The organism is Mycolicibacterium sp. XJ662, from assembly GCF_053484035.1.
Window position 1 is genome coordinate 646,812 of sequence record NZ_JBEFTL010000002.1, and the last position, 14,344, is coordinate 661,155.

A 14,344-nucleotide genomic window follows, 5' to 3' on the forward strand; every position below is an offset into this window, starting at 1 on the left:
CCGCAATCGTGACCTCGAAATAGAAACCATTCGATCGAAATGGACGGCCACATGGCCTTCTCGCGCGCAAGCGACTCAATGGAACGGGAAGAAGACTGGCACCAGCACCGGAGTCGCAATCAATACGAGAAAAGTCAATGGCGCACCTAGACGCGCGAAGTCTGTGTATCGGTAGCCGCCCATCGCCCACACCATGGTGTTGGTTTGATACCCGATGGGTGTCAAGAACGAAAGGCTTGCTCCGAAAATTATCACTACCGCGAACGGCAACGCGTTGAGTCCTGCTTGCTCGGCGATCGCAATCGCAATCGGGAACATGAGTGCTGCAGCTGCGGTATTCGAGACCACTTCCGTCACAAGCATGGTGGCTGCGAGTACGGCAACTAACAAACCGTAGGCACCCAGGGAGCCAGCAGCGCTCATCACCAAATGTGCCATAGTCGACGCGAGACCGCTGTCCTGCACCGCTAGCCCGATACCGAAACTTGTTGCCATCAGTAGAAGTACATTTGCGTCGATGGACCGGCGCGCATCTTCAAGTGTCACGATTCTGGCCACGACCAGCCCGAAGGCGACTAGCAACGACACCTGCAAGAGACTCATCAATCCGCTTCCGGCCACGACCAGTAGCGCAGCGATGCAGATCTCGACCACTCTGGCGTGCTCGCTCCGAAGAGGCCGGTCCCAGTTGAGCGGCGCAACGACGGCGAAGTCTCGGTGCTGGCGATATCGTTGCGTGAAGTCAGGTCCTGCCAACACCAGAAGGACGTCTCCGGCCCGCAGGCGCACCTCGCCGAGCTTGCCTTTCAACTGCTCACTGGAACGATGAACCGCAACGACCGCCGACGCGTAACGACGGCGAAAGCCCGAGGCTTTCAAGCTGGATCCCACCAGCGGAGATCCGGCACTGATGACGGCTTCGACGAACTGGCGCTGCGGGTTACGCGCCAGATCATCGAAGTGGCGCGCTTCTGCCGAGACGAGCCCCGCCATCCGGTGTAGATCCAACACCCGAGCAAGATTGCCAACGAAAACCAATCGATCTCCGGCTGCAAGTGGCAAATCAGGTCCGATTGCCGCAAGCACCTTCTTAGCGCGCTCGATTTCTACCAGGAACACGCCGTCGAGGTTGCGAAGGCCAGCTTCAGCAACCGTGGCTCCGGATAGCGGACTGTTGGCGGGAATGGTCATTTCTATGGTGAACTCCCGTTCCGGCTCGGCAAGACTGTCGGTGGGCGTGTGGCGCTCGCGCAGTAGGTACGGCCCCAGAAGGACGAGGAGGCCTACGCCGCCGACGGCGAGTGGTAGGCCAACCCCAATAATCGAGAACACGCTTAGACGGCCGAGCCCTGCCTTATCGATTAGGTCGTTGACGAACAGGTTGGTCGACGTCCCGATCATCGTCATGGACCCGCCCAGGATGATCGCATAACTCAGTGGCATCAGGTAGCGCGATGGCGACCGCCCGGTGCGCCGACACCAACGGACCACGCGCGGCGCGAGCATGGCCACCAGCGGTGTATTTGCAATGAACGCCGATACTGCCGCCGACGGTCCGCATACCCGCATGAGTTCTTGATGCGGCCGTAATCGCGCTCCGTTACCTAACAATCGCGAGGTAATGCCGTCGAATGCTCCCGTGACGTCTGCTGCTCCGGCAAGTACATACAGTGCCGCAACTATCGCCAACGATTCGTTCGCGAATCCATCAAGTACCTGGCCCTCATCGATCACACCAGCCAGAAAGAGCGCGAGGACGGCGCCACCCATAGTCAGTGTTGGATTGAACCGGTCTAGCACCAAAACCACAATCGCCACGATCACGACAGCGAGGGTGATCCACGCATCCACAGTCATAATCGGCGCCCCCGTAGCACACCCACGAGCGAGGAACCTCCCCTATCCACACCGTCTCATCGTGCACTTCCGCCTGACATGCAGTCGCCGAGTCAAGCTAACCGACAAAATACCTATTCCGCCGGCGCGCACATTGCAATATTCCACCCGGCGCGGAACACTCGGTGCGGCTAGCGTCGGGAGCGTCCCTCAATCTTGAAGTAGCGACCCGTCGGCCGCATCGTCATCAACTGATAACCTTCCGCCAATTGCAAGCACAGAAAGGACGCGCCGTTCCTTGTCCGGCAGGCTTCGGGTGCGCCTGACACTGCTGGCCGTGGCGGCTCTCGCGATTTCAGTTGTCGCGCTGTTCTTTAGGACCCATCCGATTTCGAATGTCATCGAACTCGTCGCTGCTGTGAGCTCGCCTTATGTGCCGTTGGTTGCACTATTGGGTCTGACGCTCTTGATCCTGTGCCGCCGGATCGTCCTGTCGATCATCGCCGTGGCTGTTGTGACCACGACTCTGGCAGCCCAGGTGCCGTGGTACTACTTCGGGCGTCCGGCTGAGGTCGGACCGCACGCCGACGTCCGCGTGCTCTCGTCGAACCTCCGGAAAGGTCGGACGGACGCGGCGTCATTCGTCAGGCTGGCTAACGACCACGCGGATCTCATTACTGTGGCGGAGTTGACACCCGAGGAGGCCCGGCGCTTCTCGCAAGCCGGGATAGAAGAAGCATTCCCATATTCAGTGCTCAAACCCGCGCCCGACGCTAGTGGGATCGGCCTTTGGAGCCGGTTTCCCCTCGCCACGGTGCGGCCGTTGAAGCAACGTTATGCCGCCATCGTGGCAGCGCGCGTGCGGGTTCGTGGCGTGCGGTTCGACCCGCTTATCGCGAGTGTGCATATCACCTCTCCCGTCACGGCCAGAGCAGGCTCATTCGACAGATGGCGAACCGGCATAACGAACGCCAAGAAAAATTTCGCGCATTTCGCCGAGATCGCCGGGACAGCCGCCGTCGTGGTGGCTGGTGACTTCAACAGCACTCCAGACATGCGTCCGTTCCGGGATCTGTTGACCAACGGTTACCACGACGCCGTCGACCAGACCGGAGCCGGCTTCGCGCCGACATTCCCTTCCAACAAGTGGTTTCCACCTGTGCTCGTGATTGACCACGTGATAACCCGGAACGCTGGCGTGTCATCGATCCGGACGGTAGACGTTCCTGGCTCCGATCATCGATCACTATTGGCGACCATCAACGTGCCGGTCGAACCTACCGCCTCGTAGACATGGAATCCTGGTCACCAGGCGTTAGCAATAAGCTCGGATCGCGGCTCTAGCGAAGTCGGAAAGTTCGGATCCGGCCCATCCCATCTTGTCCATGAGCTCGTTGTTCACCGGGCCCATTCGCGCGTTCGGTCGGCTACGCGCAAGGCAGTATTCTTTCCCGGCGCGAATCACCTCCGTCGGATTCGAATAGGGCACACCCTCTATGTCGAGTAGCTCGATGAACTCGTCGTCGTCCTGGCCAGCGTGCGCAGGCGCGACCGATAAAACGGCACCGGCCGCGACCAGAAGAGCTGCTAACGCTGCGCTCGCGCTACGGCGAAAATCAGAAAATCCCATCTACTTCCCCCTGTACTTCCCCGCGTCGCTCTGCACCTCTGCGAGTTCAGAGCGACCAACTCACACCGTACCGAACGAGTGCGGCGTCACCCACCACATCGGACACGAGCGCTCGATCGTTTCATCGCTGCCCCCGGATCGCGCCCGAATAATGCGGCATCTCTACCCGCCGTGGTCCAACACCGTCGGCCGCCGCACATCGTCCTGACGCAGATTCCCCGGAAAGCACGGCGACGTCCCGATCAGTGACGGCGCCTCAGCCGGGTCGGGCCGCGCCTGGATCTGAAGCACATAACCGTCGGGGGCGTAGCCGAACCGGTTCGGCTTGTCGAAACCGTCGCGCTCGAGCACGTCCCAGCCCCAGTCTTCCCAGATCCCACCGACCTGCGCGATCAACGCCTTGACGTCCGTCCCCGCCGGCACCTTCATATCCCGCCAGTCCTCGACCTTCACCGGCGCGTTGCGGTCGGCGGGATCGTCCTCGCAGTACGCCGTGCCATCCCCGACCATGTAGCGCGTCCCGTCCAGGCTGATGCCCTCCGGCAGCGCGTCGATCGTCTGCTGCAGATAGCGCAGCACCGTGTCCTGCGCCTCCTGCTGGCTCGTCGGGATCTTCGGCGACTCGGGCACCGGTGTCTGCTCCATGGGACCTCCTGGGATGGCTGTGGCGCCCGACGGTGTGGTCGGCCCGAGTGAATCCGATGGCGACTCCGGCGACGACGAATCGCAGCCAGCAACCAGCCCCACCAGCAGTGTTGCGGTGGCTACGGAGACAAGCGTTCGGCGCATCATGGTGTGAAGGTCGGTGGTGTGACGTCAGTTCTTCCGGCAATGATGCGGCCCATGTTATCCAGTGCCGGGTTACCCGCGGTCCAATAACTGCTGTGCGCGTCGACCGTGGGTGTGCCGAACGGGCCCGCCGCCCCCGGCGCCGCCTCGAACGGGATCCCCCCGAACCGACTGTTCATCGGGTCCGGACCCAACGTCGCATACGTCGCGATCCCGATCATGTCGTTCTCGGCGCGCGACGCGAACACATTGGCCCCCGACGCCAAACTCAGCTCGCTGGCATGATCCGCGAGAATCCCCGGACTGCCCACCGCCACAACGTTATTCACGTCCAGATGATTACCGTCGAGCGCCGCCGCGCCCATCAACGTCGAACCGTAGCTGTGCCCGATCACCGTATCGATCGACGGCACCCCCTCGTGCGACGCCCGCATCCCCGCCTGAAACGCCGCCAGATCGTCGCCGCCGTCGTGCGCGTACCCCGGCGACGCCGCCTCGAACAGGTTCATCGGCCGGTCATAACCCATCCACGTCGTCACCGACACATCACCGGCCTGCAGATTGGGATCCGCGCGCATGGTCGCCAGATACATCTTCTCGGACTTCTCGGCGCTGAACTCCAACCGCGTCAGATCCTGGCCGGTGCCCGGCACGAACGTCGCATTGCGCGTAGCGGTATCGGGATTGCCCATCGACACCGCCGCATGTCCCTCCTCATCGAGCATCCCCAGCAGCCGCGGCACCTCGTCGTTGGACTGCAGCTCTCCCTGAACCGCCTGATAGCGGCTCATATCCTCGTGCGCCGCGTCCCAACGCTGCTTCCACTCCCGGTACGCCGGCGGGTTCGGGTTCGGGGTGTTCGGCCTACCGCCCGCCGCCCACGCCGGATGCTCCTGGGCCAGCCGGTCGATCTCGGCCTGCGTCTCGCTCAGCAGCTCCCCCAGGTGCCTTTGGTTGTAGTGGTCCTTGTCGACGAACGGCATGCCGGGGTGATTGCCCACCGAACGGTCCTGTTCGTACAGCAAGTCCTTCTCGGCGTCGGTCAACTGCTCCCAGTGCTCGTGGAACTCGTTCGGGTCCTCCGGCAACGGCTGCGCCACCATCTCCGGCGAGACCTCCGGAATCGGCGCGTCGCCGTCGGTCATGTCGATCGCGCGGGCCAGGTCGTCGTCGACCTGGTTGGCTCCCACCAGGATGGCCTCCAGCCGGGGCTGCAGCTGCATCATCTTCAGCTCGACCTCCATGGGCGACGCGCCCTCCAGCCCCGGGCCGGGCAGGATGCGGTTGCTCACCGGGTCGATGACCATGCCAAGGCTTTCCGCCTCGTCGCGTAGCGCCGCCAGGTCCGCCTTGACCTTGTCGATGCCGTCGGCGGCGTTGGCCGCGGCCCGGCCGACCACCAGCTTCTCGTCGCCGTTGAGCTCGAGTTCGCGGCGGATCTCGTCGTTGGTCTGGCCCGCGGCCTCGGCCGCGTCACCGCCCCAGCTTTCGAAAGCCGGCAGCGACGCCAGCACCTCAGCCGTGTGAAACGACGCCTGCGCGCTGGCCTGCGCGGCGTGAAACACCTGGCGCACCGCCTCGGCGTTCCACCGGTCGATCTCGGCGACCGTCAGCACCGTCACGGCCGCTCACAAATTCTGCTGTGCTGCGAGCCGTTCGACCTTCGCCTTCGCCTGCTCGATTTCCTGCGCGCCACGCTGATCCGTGCTGCCGTACTCGGTGGCCGCGCAGTGAAGCGCCTGGCCATGCTCGACCACCCGCGCCTGCAGCGCCGCATCCGCGGCCTGCCACTGCGCCAACCGCTTGGCCAACGACATCGACGACCGGCCGGTCCAACCCGCCTGCGCGGACTCGATCTGACCGTGCGCCGAGGTATGACCAGTCGCCAACTCCGTGGCCTGACCATCGGTCTGCGTCGCGGAGGTGTTCAAGTGCGCCAAATCGACGCGCAGCTGCCGAGACATGTGTTTCAGATTACGGGCCCGCACACCGGTGCCCGCGCACCAAGTTCGGGGCTGCAAGCTTTGCCGACCTCCCACCCGCGCACAGCTTGTGCGTAGCAGATGACATAAAATCAGTATCGCGCTACGCTTGCTACATGAGTCGCACCAGTTTTGAGATAGCTCAGCGTCGCGACCGTATAGAGATTCGCGGGCTGACACAGTCTGAACTCGATGAAACGCTAGAGCAGCTCCAACTGGTCCAAAGCTTGCAAGCTGAGAAGGTCGTGAGTAGCGGCGACCTAACTGCGACGCTCTGGGAGCTCGTCGAACTTCTTCGCACACTTCAGGCTGAGCACACCGCGGCAATTCGCGACGATCTGATGCAAGTACTTATGAGCCGGGAAGTCAGCCTCACTCCGCCGGCGACGCTAATCCAGGCGCAACGATTGGCAGCCCACCGCGTCGCGCTGCTCGCGACGCCCGTCTTGACACACGAAACACTGAGCGCGCTGCGTGGGGATTCGAGCGAGTCAAGCACCAGAACGTGGCTCGCCCGACGACGGGATGAGCGCGCATTGTTCACCGTCAACTACAAAGGAAAGACGGTTATCCCGGCCTTCCAATTGGACGAGGAAGGAGAGCCTCGACCTGAGTTGCGGCCGATGTTGTCGGTGCTGCACGAAGGCGGAATCGAGGCCTGGTCCCTCTGGACGTGGCTGACCAAGCCCACCAGCTTCCTCTCCGGAGGTGTTCCCGAGGAAGTGGCTCGCACCAATCCGGATAGAGCATTGCGCGCGGCCCAACGCTTCGCAGCCGCCCCGGCCGCCTAGGCCTTCGTGCATGACGACCTATCCGCCCGAAGACACTGTCTGTCCAGATCCGGGCAATTGTGGCGTGGCTGGGACGCTCCCGCGGTTGCAGACAGTCACGTTGACGGCCGGTACACCCCTATTCCGGGTCTATGACGGGACGTTTGGCTACGACCAACACAACCCTGGCTTTGGCGATACGAGGTTCGCGCCGATCGACGACCCGAACACGGGCAGTCGCCTATCCAACATGTACTTGGGAGAGACGCCTACCACCGTGTTGCTCGAAACGATTTTCCACGACGTTCACGAAGTAGGGAGCAACGTGATCTATGAGCAACAGTTGGTGGAAAAGCTCTTGGCGCACATCCTGGTTCCCGTTGACGCGAGACTCGGAGATCTTCGCGATCCAGCGCTGGACAATCTCGGCCTCAGCCGCAATCAGGTGGCGTCGAGCCCTGCGGAGCACTACCCCTGCACACGCAGGCTGGCCATCGCTGCACTCGCGCAGCACCACACTCCGCCACTGCAGGGCCTCGTCTGGCATTCCCGGCAAGCCGAGCTCGCCGGTGCACCACCGCAGGAGGTGCTAGTGCTGTTCGGTGAGCGATACCAAACCAAACCCGGCAGTTGGCGCCGAGTCCCGCCAGGTCTACAGAATCTTTACGAAGGCCCGGGCCGTCTGCTGGTAGACAGGATTGCCTCGGATCTGGGCGCGGTCATCGAGACGGGAGCGCCGTAGCGGGAACTACGCCTCGGCGAAGTTGCGCGTCACGGTCGGGTCGACCGGGATGCCCGGGCCCGTCGTCGTCGACAACACGATCTTCTTGAGATAGCGGCCCTTCGACGACGTCGGCTTGGCGCGCAGGATCTCGTCCAGCGCGGCGCCGTAGTTCTCGGCCAGCGCCTTCTCGTCGAACGACGCCTTACCGATGATGAAGTGCAGGTTGGCCTGCTTGTCGACGCGGAAGTTGATCTTGCCGCCCTTGATGTCGGACACGGCCTTGGCCACATCGGGCGTCACCGTGCCGGTCTTCGGGTTCGGCATCAGCCCGCGCGGGCCGAGGATGCGCGCGATGCGACCCACCTTGGCCATCTGATCCGGCGTCGCGATCGCGGCGTCGAAGTCCGTCCAGCCGCCCTGGATCCGCTCGATCAGATCGTCGCTGCCCACCACGTCCGCGCCGGCGGCCTCGGCGGCCTCGGCCTTGTCCCCGACCGCGAACACCACGACGCGCGCGGTCTTACCGGTGCCGTGGGGCAGGTTCACGGTGCCGCGCACCATCTGGTCGGCCTTACGCGGGTCGACGCCCAGCCGGATCGCCACCTCGACGGTCGCGTCCTGCTTCTTGCTTGATGTGTCCTTGGCCAGCTTCGCAGCCTCCAACGGGTGGTACAGCTGCGAGCGGTCGATCTTCTCGGCGGCTTCGCGATATGCCTTGCTGTTCTTGCTCATTGATCTCTCCTGTACTTAGAAGTTGTGGTCGTCCGGGCCGATGCCAGCCCTGCCACTACGGCCGAACTATTCGACCGTGATGCCCATCGACCGGGCGGTGCCGGCGATGATCTTGGCGCCCTGCTCGATGTCGTTGGCGTTGAGGTCTTCCTTCTTGGTCTCGGCGATTTCACGCACCTGATCCCAGGTCACCTTGGCGACCTTGTCCTTGTGCGGCTCCCCCGAGCCCTTCTGCACACCGGCGGCCTTCAGCAGCAGCTTGGCCGCGGGCGGGGTCTTCAGGTTGAACGTGAAGCTGCGGTCCTCATAGACGGTGATCTCCACCGGCACGACGTTGCCGCGCTGGTTCTCCGTCGCGGCGTTGTACGCCTTGCAGAACTCCATGATGTTGACACCGTGCTGGCCGAGCGCCGGACCCACCGGCGGGGCGGGGTTGGCCTGCCCGGCCTGAATCTGCAGCTTGATCAGCCCGATGACTTTCTTCTTCGGGGCCATTTCTTCCTCTCGTTTTCAGTGATTTCGGCGCAGCTGGTCACGCTGACCGTGACGAAACACGCCGAAACCTAGATCTTGGCGACCTGGTTGAAGGTCAGTTCCACCGGCGTCTCACGGCCGAAGATCGACACCAACACCTTGAGCTTCTGCTGTTCGGCGTTGACCTCGCTGATCGACGCGGGCAGCGTCGCGAACGGGCCGTCCATGACGGTCACCGACTCGCCCACCTCGAAGTCCACCTCGATCGGCGTCTGCTCGATGCCGGTGTCGGCGGCAGCAGCCGACGTCGACGCGGCCTTGCCCGGCTTCTTCGCCGTCGCCGGCGGCAGCAGGAACTTCACCACGTCGTCCAACGACAACGGCGACGGCCGGGACGTCGCGCCGACGAACCCCGTCACACCGGGCGTATTGCGCACCGCGCCCCACGACTCGTCGTTGAGCTCCATGCGCACCAGAATGTAACCGGGCAACACCTTGCGGTTGACCTGCTTGCGCTGGCCGTTCTTGATCTCGGTGACCTCTTCGGTGGGCACCTCGACCTGGAAGATGTAGTCGCCGACGTCCAGGTTCTGCACGCGGGTCTCGAGGTTGGCCTTCACCTTGTTCTCGTAGCCGGCGTAGCTGTGGATGACGTACCAGTCGCCGGGCTTGAGCCGCAGCTCCTTCTTCAGCGCGACCGCCGGATCCTCTTCCTCTTCCTCGGCGGGCTCGACGTCGGCTTCCTCGGCGGGCGCCTCACCGGCGGCGTCGGCGGGGGTGGCCGCCTCGTCGCTCACGGCGTCACCGGCGACGTCGGCTTCCTCGGTCGCCGGGTCGGTGGTGGCTGTCGTGGTCTCGTTGTCGACGAGATCGACGGCCTCGGCCGAAGGCGTGTCGCCCTCGAAGCTAGTCACGTGTCAGTCCTCTCACTTCTTCCGCTCGTCAGCCGAACACCAGGTTGATGAGCTTGCTCAGGCCATAGTCGGTCACGAAGATCAGCGCGACCATGAACGCCAGGAAGATCAGCACCACGGTGGTGTAGCTGATCATCTGCTTGCGGTTCGGCCAGATGACCTTGCGCAGTTCGGCGACGACCTGCTGTAGGTACGTCCAGACGAACAGGAACGGGTTGCGTCCACCTTTTCCGGAACCGTCGCCGCGCTTCTTGGCGGTCTTCTTCTTTTTCCCGGAGCCGTTCTTGGTCGGAGCGGCCTCGGTTCCGGTGTCCAGGTCGACGGCCGAGCTCTCGCCCTCGGCAGCAGCACCGCGCCGCGACCGCTTCCCGGTGGGCCGCTGCGGTGCCACCACTGCGGTCCGGCCGTCGCCGTCGGGCCCTGGGTTGCTGCCGGCGCCTGTCGAATCAGGGCGTGCCGGCTCGGAATCGCTCACCGCATGCCTTTCGTCTGTGTGGTGTGGTCACCTTCCAGTGTCCACACTTGTCGAGTATTCAGTTGAGCAGGGGCGACAGGACTCGAACCTGCAACCTGCGGTTTTGGAGACCGCTGCTCTGCCAGTTGAGCTACGCCCCTTCAGGATGGCACGGCAGGCAACCATCCGTTCCGGGGCTCACACAATTCGCGCGCTCCCCGTTCGGCTGATCAAAGCCGGTGGACAGCGCGCTGGACTGGGAAAACCCCGAGGTACGAGTGTAGCGCGCCACCCTGGTCAGTTACTAATCCGCCGGTGAAGCGTCGACCTCGTCGGGATCGGTCGGGTCATGCACGACGGGTTTGCGGGTCACCTGCCCGGTCTTCGGGTCCCAGCCCGCCGAGATCGAGTTGTCCCCCTCATGGCCCATCAGCGTGGTGAAGGACTCCATCACGACCTCGCCGTCGGGGTCGGTGAGCACGTTTCGCGTGGTGACGATGTCGGCGCCGAAGCGTTCGTCGACGCTTTCGATGCGCAGCACGCCGGTCAGCGCGTCACCTTCTTTGATCGGCCGGTGGAACTTGAACTTCTGGTCGACCTGCACGATCTGCATGGTCTCGAAGCCGATGTCGTTGTGCTGGAAGAAGTGGCGCTGGATCATCACCGCGAAGATCGACATGAACGTCAGCGGCGCGACCAGCCCGTCGTGCCCGGCGGCCTGGGCGGCGGCCACGTCGAGGCTCTCGGGGTCCTCGGCCTGGATCGCGTTGGTGTACTGGCGGATCTGCTCGCGGCCCACGACGAACGGTTCGGGGTACTTCCAGACCATCCCCCGGATATCGAGTTTGAGCGCCATGGCCTACGCCAACTTCGCGATGGCGATCGCGCGGCCGAAGATCTTCTTGCCCCCGGCGGTGGCGGACAGCGCGATGGTGACGGTCTTGGTTTCGGGCTCAACGGATTTCACGCGTCCGTTGAAGATGATCTCGGCGCCGACGCCGTCGTTGGGCACGGGCACCACCGCGGTGAAGCGCACGTTGTACTCGCTGACCGCGGCCGGGTCACCCACCCAGGAGGTGACGTATCCGCCGCCCAGACCCATGGTCAGCATGCCGTGGGCGATGGCGGTGTCCAGGCCGACCTGCTTGGCGATGTCGTCGTCCCAGTGGATCGGGTTGAGGTCACCGGACACCCCGGCGTAGTTCACCAGGTCCTGCCGTGTCAGCGGGATCACTTTCTCGGGAAGCTGATCACCCACCTTCACCGAATCGAACTCACGCAGTGGCATCGCTGAAACCCTCTTCTTCCTCACCCGCACGACCCGCCAAGGTCGTGAACGTCTCCTGCATCACGTCACCTTTGTCGTTGGTGACGACGGTCTTGAGCACGACGATGTCGGTGCCGTGGGCTTGGCGCACGGAGTCCACGGACACATCGCAGTAGAGCTTGTCGCCGGCGAAGACCGGCCTGAGGTACTTCAGCACCTGGTCGACCTGCACGATCTTGGCGTCCTTGATCTCGACGTTGGCGTGCTCGAAAAACGCCACCTGGGCCATGTAGCCCAACACCGAGGTGAACGTCAGCGGTGCGGGCAGCCGGTCGTGGCCCAGCTCGGCGGCGGCCTTCTCATCGAAGAACGCCGGATCATCGTTTTTGACCGCGGTCGCGTATTCGCGCACCTTCTCGCGGCCCACCACGTAATGGTCGGGATAGCGAAATTTGATCCCGACGATGCGCTCGGACAGAGACACGCTTGGGCTGAACCTGCCTAGTTACCGCGACTCTTTGTGCGGCTGGTGTTTGCCGCAGTTCGGGCAGAACTTCTTGATCTCGAGCCGGTCGGGATCGTTGCGGCGGTTCTTCTTGGTGATGTAGTTGCGGTGCTTGCACACCTCGCAGGCCAAGGTGATCTTGGGCCGTACGTCGGTACTGGAGGCCACTTCTGTCGTCCTTCTACGCGTTCGTCCTGGTGTTGTAGCGGTGGGGGGACTCGATCCCCCGACCTCACGATTATGAGTCGTGCGCTCTAACCAGCTGAGCTACACCGCCTTACCGGCGCCGCCGCCCGGGGCGGTCCACCGAGCCCCCTAACGGAATCGAACCGTTGACCTTTTCCTTACCATGGAAACGCTCTGCCGACTGAGCTAAGGGGGCCGCGACCCGCACCATGCGGCGGGCCTTAAAGAGGGTACAGCCTCGCCGATTGGCGCGCCAAACCGCTGGTCGATGCCGAGCAGCTCACTCCTGGGTCACTGTGCTCTAGCTGCCAGCTATGAGCGACAAATTCGCGGACGTTACGAGCTGCGGTAGTAGTTGAGCGAAAAATTCGCGCGTAGCTTGGCACTTCCCGCACTATCCCCCGCGGACGGCCCCGAGGCCGCCGACCGCAGCCGTCCCCCCACGCCGGGCACGCTCCGGGTGATAGGACGGACACGTGACCGAAACCGACATCGCACGCGTGGCGGTGTACCTGGACTTCGACAACGTCGTCATCTCCCGCTACGACCAGATCCACGGACGCAACTCGTTCCAGCGCGACAAGGCCGCCGGCTTCCACAAGAACCCGGGCCGGCTCGCCGAGGCCCGCGTCGACGTCGGCGCCATCATCGACTTCGCCTCCTCGTTCGGCACGCTGGTGCTGACCAGGGCCTACGCCGACTGGTCCGCCGACGTCAACGCCGACTACCGCGACCAACTCGTCGGCCGCGCGGTCGACCTCGTCCAGCTGTTCCCCGCCGCCGCGTACAGCAAGAACGGCGCCGACATCCGGCTCGCCGTCGACGCCGTCGAGGACATGTTCCGGCTTCCCGACCTCACCCACGTCGTGATCGTGGCCGGCGACTCCGACTACATCCCCCTGGCCCAGCGCTGCAAACGCCTCGGCCGCTACGTCGTGGGCATCGGCATCACCGGCTCCATCAGCCGCTCGCTGACCGCGGCCTGCGACGAGTACGTCTCCTACGACTCGCTGCCCGGCATCACCCCGGTCAAACCGAAGGAGGAGCCCAAGCGACGACGCACCAAGGCCGACGCCGACCAGGAGCCCGAGGCTCCCGATCCGCAGGTCGCGGCGACGGCGTTGCTGGAACGCGCGCTGCGCATCGGGCACGAGAAGGACGACGCCGACTGGCTGCACAACTCCGCGGTCAAGGCGCAGATGAAGCGCATGGACCCGTCGTTCTCGGAGAGGTCGCTGGGCTTTCGCTCGTTCAGCGACTTCCTGCGATCCCGCAACGACATCGCCGAGCTCGACGAGAGCAGCACCATTCGGATGGTCCGGCTGCGCAACGACGATTGACCCGCCGATACCCTGACCCCATGGCTAACCCTGATCGCCTCTACTTCCGCCAGCTGCTGTCGGGTCGCGACTTCGCTGCCGGCGACATGATGGCGCAGCAGATGCGCAACTTCGCCTACCTGATCGGCGACCGCCAGACCGGCGACACCGTCGTCGTGGACCCGGCCTACGCCGCGGGCGATCTGGTCGACGCGCTGGAAGCCGACGGCATGCATCTGTCGGGGGTGCTCGTCACCCACCACCACCCCGACCACGTCGGCGGGTCGATGATGGGTTTTCAGCTCAGCGGGCTCGCCGAGCTGCTGGAGCGGGTCAACGTGCCCGTGCACGTGAATAGCCTTGAGGCGGACTGGGTTTCGAAGGTCACCGGGATCGCGCGCAGCGAGCTCACCGAGCACCAGCACGGCGACATCGTCGAGGTCGGCGACCTCGACATCGAACTGCTGCACACCCCCGGCCACACCCCGGGCAGCCAGTGCTTTCTGCTCGACGGGCGCCTGGTCGCCGGCGACACCCTGTTCCTCGAGGGCTGCGGGCGCACCGACTTCCCCGGCGGCAACAGCGACGATATGTTCCGCAGCCTGCAGGCCCTGGCCAAGCTGTCGGGTGATCCGACGGTGTTCCCCGGGCACTGGTACTCCGCGGAGCCCAGCGCGTCGCTGTCGGAGGTGCGCCAGACCAACTACGTGTACCGGGTCAGCAACCTCGACCAGTGGCGAACGCTGATGGGCGGCTGATCCG

At 64.0% G+C, this 14,344-nt stretch carries 18 protein-coding genes and 3 tRNA genes; 5 read left to right on the plus strand and 16 right to left on the minus strand.

From position 1 onward, the window contains the following. Window positions 1-75 precede the first annotated feature (75 nt). Window positions 76-1,857 carry an SLC13 family permease gene (locus tag ABQE93_RS10365; RefSeq protein ID WP_448406660.1) on the minus strand — a complete coding sequence of 594 codons (1,782 nt, stop codon included), beginning with the start codon at window positions 1,855-1,857 and terminating at the stop codon, window positions 76-78. A 295-nt stretch (window positions 1,858-2,152) separates the two neighbouring features. Between ABQE93_RS10365 and ABQE93_RS10370 the strand changes: the two genes are divergently transcribed. Continuing rightward, window positions 2,153-3,127 (plus strand): endonuclease/exonuclease/phosphatase family protein, encoded by a 975-nt coding sequence (locus ABQE93_RS10370; protein WP_448406659.1) that lies wholly within the window; start codon window positions 2,153-2,155, stop codon window positions 3,125-3,127. A 24-nt stretch (window positions 3,128-3,151) separates the two neighbouring features. Here the strand turns inward: ABQE93_RS10370 and ABQE93_RS10375 are convergent, their stop codons facing one another. The 4 genes from ABQE93_RS10375 to ABQE93_RS10390 all read right to left on the minus strand — a co-directional run bounded on the left by ABQE93_RS10375 (window position 3,152) and on the right by ABQE93_RS10390 (window position 6,219). Continuing rightward, the gene (locus ABQE93_RS10375) at window positions 3,152-3,466 is read right to left on the minus strand and encodes a DUF732 domain-containing protein (protein WP_448406658.1); all 315 of its coding nucleotides are present in this window, start codon (window positions 3,464-3,466) and stop codon (window positions 3,152-3,154) included. 162 nt (window positions 3,467-3,628) lie between these two features. Next, entirely contained in the window at window positions 3,629-4,111 is a 483-nt protein-coding gene (locus ABQE93_RS10380) for a hypothetical protein (protein WP_448406657.1), read from the minus strand. Between the two features lie 143 nt (window positions 4,112-4,254). Continuing rightward, complete coding sequence (locus ABQE93_RS10385; RefSeq protein WP_448406656.1) at window positions 4,255-5,877, minus strand: alpha/beta hydrolase; 1,623 nt, start codon at window positions 5,875-5,877, stop codon at window positions 4,255-4,257. 6 nt (window positions 5,878-5,883) lie between these two features. Next, window positions 5,884-6,219, minus strand: coding sequence for a WXG100 family type VII secretion target (locus ABQE93_RS10390; RefSeq protein ID WP_448406655.1), 336 nt, complete (start codon window positions 6,217-6,219; stop codon window positions 5,884-5,886). 134 nt (window positions 6,220-6,353) lie between these two features. Here ABQE93_RS10390 and ABQE93_RS10395 point away from each other — a divergent pair, with 134 nt between their 5' ends. Further along, entirely contained in the window at window positions 6,354-7,028 is a 675-nt protein-coding gene (locus ABQE93_RS10395; protein WP_448406654.1) for a hypothetical protein, read from the plus strand. An 85-nt stretch (window positions 7,029-7,113) separates the two neighbouring features. After that, window positions 7,114-7,749, plus strand: a complete 636-nt coding sequence (locus ABQE93_RS10400; RefSeq protein WP_448406653.1) for an RES domain-containing protein — start codon at window positions 7,114-7,116, stop codon at window positions 7,747-7,749. A 6-nt stretch (window positions 7,750-7,755) separates the two neighbouring features. Here ABQE93_RS10400 and rplA read toward each other — a convergent pair whose 3' ends face one another. From rplA to ABQE93_RS10455, 11 genes are all read right to left on the minus strand, one after another. Beyond that, window positions 7,756-8,463 carry a 50S ribosomal protein L1 gene (rplA, locus tag ABQE93_RS10405; protein ID WP_448406652.1) on the minus strand — a complete coding sequence of 236 codons (708 nt, stop codon included), beginning with the start codon at window positions 8,461-8,463 and terminating at the stop codon, window positions 7,756-7,758. Between the two features lie 66 nt (window positions 8,464-8,529). Next, on the minus strand, window positions 8,530-8,958 hold the full coding sequence (rplK, locus tag ABQE93_RS10410) for a 50S ribosomal protein L11 (protein ID WP_448406651.1): 429 nt from the start codon (window positions 8,956-8,958) through the stop codon (window positions 8,530-8,532). A 68-nt stretch (window positions 8,959-9,026) separates the two neighbouring features. After that, window positions 9,027-9,851 carry a transcription termination/antitermination protein NusG gene (nusG, locus tag ABQE93_RS10415; RefSeq protein WP_448406650.1) on the minus strand — a complete coding sequence of 275 codons (825 nt, stop codon included), beginning with the start codon at window positions 9,849-9,851 and terminating at the stop codon, window positions 9,027-9,029. A 28-nt stretch (window positions 9,852-9,879) separates the two neighbouring features. Beyond that, a complete protein-coding gene (secE, locus tag ABQE93_RS10420) occupies window positions 9,880-10,326 on the minus strand; it encodes a preprotein translocase subunit SecE (protein WP_448406649.1) in 447 nt (148 codons plus the stop codon). Window positions 10,327-10,393: 67 nt separating this feature from the next. Continuing rightward, window positions 10,394-10,466: transfer RNA gene (locus ABQE93_RS10425), tRNA-Trp, on the minus strand. A 143-nt stretch (window positions 10,467-10,609) separates the two neighbouring features. After that, window positions 10,610-11,161: a (3R)-hydroxyacyl-ACP dehydratase subunit HadC gene (gene hadC / locus ABQE93_RS10430; protein WP_448406648.1), complete on the minus strand. Its 552-nt coding sequence runs from the start codon at window positions 11,159-11,161 to the stop codon at window positions 10,610-10,612. A 3-nt stretch (window positions 11,162-11,164) separates the two neighbouring features. After that, window positions 11,165-11,593, minus strand: coding sequence for a (3R)-hydroxyacyl-ACP dehydratase subunit HadB (hadB, locus tag ABQE93_RS10435; RefSeq protein WP_448392091.1), 429 nt, complete (start codon window positions 11,591-11,593; stop codon window positions 11,165-11,167). Further along, a complete protein-coding gene (hadA, locus tag ABQE93_RS10440; protein ID WP_448406647.1) occupies window positions 11,580-12,056 on the minus strand; it encodes a (3R)-hydroxyacyl-ACP dehydratase subunit HadA in 477 nt (158 codons plus the stop codon). The genes hadB and hadA overlap by 14 nt, the downstream gene beginning before the upstream one ends. Before the next feature lie 21 nt (window positions 12,057-12,077). Continuing rightward, on the minus strand, window positions 12,078-12,245 hold the full coding sequence (rpmG, locus tag ABQE93_RS10445) for a 50S ribosomal protein L33 (RefSeq protein ID WP_059101288.1): 168 nt from the start codon (window positions 12,243-12,245) through the stop codon (window positions 12,078-12,080). Window positions 12,246-12,280: 35 nt separating this feature from the next. Further along, a tRNA-Met gene (locus ABQE93_RS10450) sits at window positions 12,281-12,354 on the minus strand. A gap of 32 nt (window positions 12,355-12,386) precedes the next feature. Continuing rightward, window positions 12,387-12,459 (minus strand) — tRNA-Thr (locus ABQE93_RS10455). A gap of 280 nt (window positions 12,460-12,739) precedes the next feature. Between ABQE93_RS10455 and ABQE93_RS10460 the strand changes: the two genes are divergently transcribed. Together ABQE93_RS10460 and ABQE93_RS10465 are read left to right on the plus strand one after the other, a co-directional pair. Beyond that, window positions 12,740-13,603: an NYN domain-containing protein gene (locus ABQE93_RS10460; RefSeq protein ID WP_448406646.1), complete on the plus strand. Its 864-nt coding sequence runs from the start codon at window positions 12,740-12,742 to the stop codon at window positions 13,601-13,603. A gap of 20 nt (window positions 13,604-13,623) precedes the next feature. Further along, the gene (locus tag ABQE93_RS10465; RefSeq protein WP_448406645.1) at window positions 13,624-14,340 is read left to right on the plus strand and encodes an MBL fold metallo-hydrolase; all 717 of its coding nucleotides are present in this window, start codon (window positions 13,624-13,626) and stop codon (window positions 14,338-14,340) included. The last annotated feature ends 4 nt before the right edge of the window (window positions 14,341-14,344 follow it).